At 47.9% G+C, this 631-nt stretch carries 2 tRNA genes and 1 rRNA gene; all 3 read right to left on the bottom strand.

Annotated features, from left to right (window positions below):
• Nucleotides 1-192 precede the first annotated feature (192 nt).
• Nucleotides 193-268, bottom strand: a tRNA-Ala gene (locus PG883_RS23720).
• A gap of 10 nt (nt 269-278) precedes the next feature.
• Nucleotides 279-355, bottom strand: a tRNA-Ile gene (locus PG883_RS23715).
• Between the two features lie 73 nt (nt 356-428).
• Nucleotides 429-631 (bottom strand): 16S ribosomal RNA (locus PG883_RS23710); the annotation flags it as partial.

Below are 631 nucleotides of genomic sequence, written 5' to 3'. Positions count from 1 at the left end.
GTACAACAAGGACCAAATAAAATTTGGTTTTCGCCAAGAAGTTTCCAAAGCACTTGTAACAAATGTTTGAGAACTACTTTTTAAATCAGCTTTCCAGATTGTTAAAGAGCAAACTTCGTAAAGAAGTCAAAGGCATACATTGAACGACATGTTCAACTCATGGCTTTGTCTTCTGACAAATACAGTACGATATGGTGGAGCTATGCGGGATCGAACCGCAGACCTCCTGCGTGCAAAGCAGGCGCTCTCCCAGCTGAGCTATAGCCCCGTAATCGAAGTGGTGGGTCTGAGTGGACTCGAACCACCGACCTCACCCTTATCAGGGGTGCGCTCTAACCACCTGAGCTACAGACCCACTTCGTGTACTGTCTCTAAACTTGAATCAAGGCAATCTGTGTGAACACTCAACAACTTCGTCATCATTAAGGTAAGGAGGTGATCCAACCCCAGGTTCCCCTAGGGTTACCTTGTTACGACTTCACCCCAGTCATGAATCACACCGTGGTAAACGCCCTCCCGGAGGTTAAGCTATCTACTTCTGGTGCAACCCACTCCCATGGTGTGACGGGCGGTGTGTACAAGGCCCGGGAACGTATTCACCGCAACATTCTGATTTGCGATTACTAGCGAT

Origin of the sequence: Aeromonas sp. QDB25 (assembly GCF_027707725.1) — a bacterium.
In the GTDB taxonomy this organism is placed as follows: domain Bacteria; phylum Pseudomonadota; class Gammaproteobacteria; order Enterobacterales; family Aeromonadaceae; genus Aeromonas; species Aeromonas caviae.
Note: the sequence above shows the minus strand (reverse complement) of the source record. Positions and strands in the feature narration are given on the sequence as shown.